Source organism: uncultured Abyssibacter sp., assembly GCF_964000955.1.
Taxonomy (GTDB): Bacteria; Pseudomonadota; Gammaproteobacteria; order Nevskiales; family OUC007; genus Abyssibacter.
In genome coordinates this window covers 1-2,503 of sequence record NZ_CAXFCL010000118.1, presented here as the reverse complement: position 1 = coordinate 2,503, position 2,503 = coordinate 1, and the positions used below count along the sequence as shown (strand labels likewise).

Below are 2,503 nucleotides of genomic sequence, written 5' to 3'. Positions count from 1 at the left end.
CGGATCGCCGGACTGTCCCGTCGAATCGGAGTTCGCACCCGATTCGGACGAGGGCTGCTGGTCGCTGTCCGCGCCTTGTTCACCGTCCTGCTGCTGCCCGGATTCGTCCCCCTGCTGGCCGTCCTCGCCACTCTCGCCGTTCTGTTGCTGCTGTTGGTCCTGCTGCTGTTTCAGTGCGTCGACCAGCGATTTGTTGAACGCGGCGTCCTCGTGATCCGGATTCATCGCCAGGGCCTCGGCGTAGGCCTGCGATGCGGCTTCCAGATCACCCGAGCGCGCCAGGGCGTTGCCGAGGTTGTAGGCGTCATCGGCGGTGGCCGGGTCGGAAAAGCTCTCGATCGCCGTCGCATAGTCGCCGGCTCGGTAGGCCGCGACGCCTTTCCAGCGCGGATCGTCGAAGGTTTCCGCGGCGCGCTTGGCCTCGCCGGCCTCGAGCTGCACCTGACCACGCTGATCGGCGTTCTTCCACAGCGCGTTCAGTTCGAATGCGTCGGCGCGGGGCAGGGGCGCTACGAGCAAGACCAGGCAGGCGAGCCAGGGCGCGCCGCGGCGGAAGCTGAGCAGCATCAGCGGGATCAGTGCCAGTACCAGCCACGGGCCGGTGTCCTCCCATTGCCGGGTCTCGCGTCCGAAATCTTCGTCCGTCCGGTGGCCGGGCGCGTCCGACAGGCCCAACTGCGCCGGTGTCAGCGCGGCTCCACTCATTTTCAGATAGCGGCCGCCACCGACGGATGCCAACCGGCGCAGGCCAGGTTCGTCCAGTCTGGCCAAGGTCATCTTGCCGTCACGTCCGTGCACCCAGCCGCCTCGCTCGCTGGGGATCGGCGCGCCGTCCGCCGTGCCGAAGCCGATGATCGTCAGCGAATGACCTTGATCGGCCAGTTGCCGGGCAACATCGCGGGCGGCCGCATCGGGTTCGGAGTCGGTCAGCAGCACGACGTCGCCACCGGGCGCATCACCCTGTCTGAGCAGCGCTTCGGCCTGTCGCAGGCCGGCGGCGATGCTGCTGCCCGGCACCGGCATCAGCTCCGGGCTCAGCGTGCTGACCAGGTGGCGCACGGTGCGATGATCCGCGGTCAGCGGCACGACGGAGTGGCCCGTGCCGGCGAATGCGACCACGCCGATGCGGCCGTCCGGCAGGGCATCGATCAGGTCCAGAGCGGCGAAGCGGGCCCGGGTCAGCCGGTCGGGCGCGAGGTCCTGCGCGTTCATCGACTGCGACAAATCCATGACGATCACCCGTGCCTGCGAGGTCTGGAATACCGGTGTCGGCTGGTAGCGCCACGACGGTCCGGCCAGCGCGATGATGCCGACGAGGCCGCCCAGCATCGCGGCCCAGGCCGTGATCCGGTCGAGCCGGCCCGGCTTCAGATCGCCGGCCGCCGGGGTCAGCGCGCGCAGCAGTGCGGGGTCCATCACCCGCGTCCAGCGGATGTCCTCGCCGCCTCCGCGTCGGGTCCGCAGGGCCAGCGCCAGCCAGGGCAGCAGCGCCAGCAGCCACAGTGGGCGGATGAAGTGGAAATCACCCAGCCAGCTCATGCCGCCACTCCCGTGCGCAGACCACGGGGCCAGCGCAGTGACACCAGACCCGCGAGCAGCGCGGCGGCGGCCAGCGGCCAGATGAACAGCTCCCGACGCGGGCGGACGCTCAGCGCATCGACTTCCACCGGTTCGATGTCGTCCAGCAGACGATAAATCGCCTCGAGTTCCTCGGTGTTTCTCGCGCGGAAATAGCGACCGCCGGTCTGGCGGGCGATGGCCTGCAACTGGCGTTCGTCGATCTGCGCCTGCTGGATCTGGAAGAAGCCGCCCAGCGTTTGCGGCCCGCCGCCGAATCCGATCGTGTGGATGCGGATGCCCAGCGTCGCGGCCAGTTCGGCGGCCTTGTCCGGGGTCAGCTCGCCAGCGGTGTTGACGCCGTCGGTGAGCAGGATCAGCACCCGGTCTCGGGACGGGCTGTCCTGCAGCCGCTTGGCCGCGAGGCCGATGGCATCGCCGATCGCGGTCTTCTGGCCGGCCAGGCCGACCAGGGCGTCGGACAGCAGCGTGGCGACGGTGTCGCGGTCCAGGCTCAGCGGCGAATAGACGTAGGCGCGGTCGCCGAACAGGATCAGTCCGACGCGATCGCCGACGCGGCGTTCGATGAAGTCGGAGGCCACGGACTGCACGGCCCGCAGCCGGTTCACGCGACGCCCGTTCACCTCCATGTCGGATTCCTCCATCGAGCCGGAGACGTCGACCGCCAGCATCAGGTCGCGGCCACTGGCCGGCAGCCGGATCGGCTCGCCAAGCCACACGGGCCGGGCCGCCGCGACGGCTAGCAAGACCCAGGCCGCGACGCAGGCGAGGGTGCGCCAGCCCGGGATCAGACGCTGCGTGCCGTCGGCCGCGGCGGCGAGCTGCAATTCGGACTGGATGGGCAGGCGGACGGCGCGACCTGCACGGATCGCCGGCGCATGACGATGCACCAGCCAGGGCAGGGGCAGCGCGAGCAGCAGCCAGG

Annotated in this window: 2 protein-coding genes; both read right to left on the bottom strand. The window is 70.1% G+C overall.

Translation table 11 applies throughout. The annotated features are described in order from the left end of the window. On the bottom strand, nt 1-1,539 hold a 1,539-nt coding region (locus ABNS06_RS05455), incomplete at its 3' end, for a VWA domain-containing protein (protein WP_348673076.1). Beyond that, a partial coding sequence (locus tag ABNS06_RS05450) for a VWA domain-containing protein (RefSeq protein WP_348673075.1) occupies nt 1,536-2,503 on the bottom strand: 968 nt, incomplete at its 5' end. The genes ABNS06_RS05455 and ABNS06_RS05450, both read right to left, overlap by 4 nt.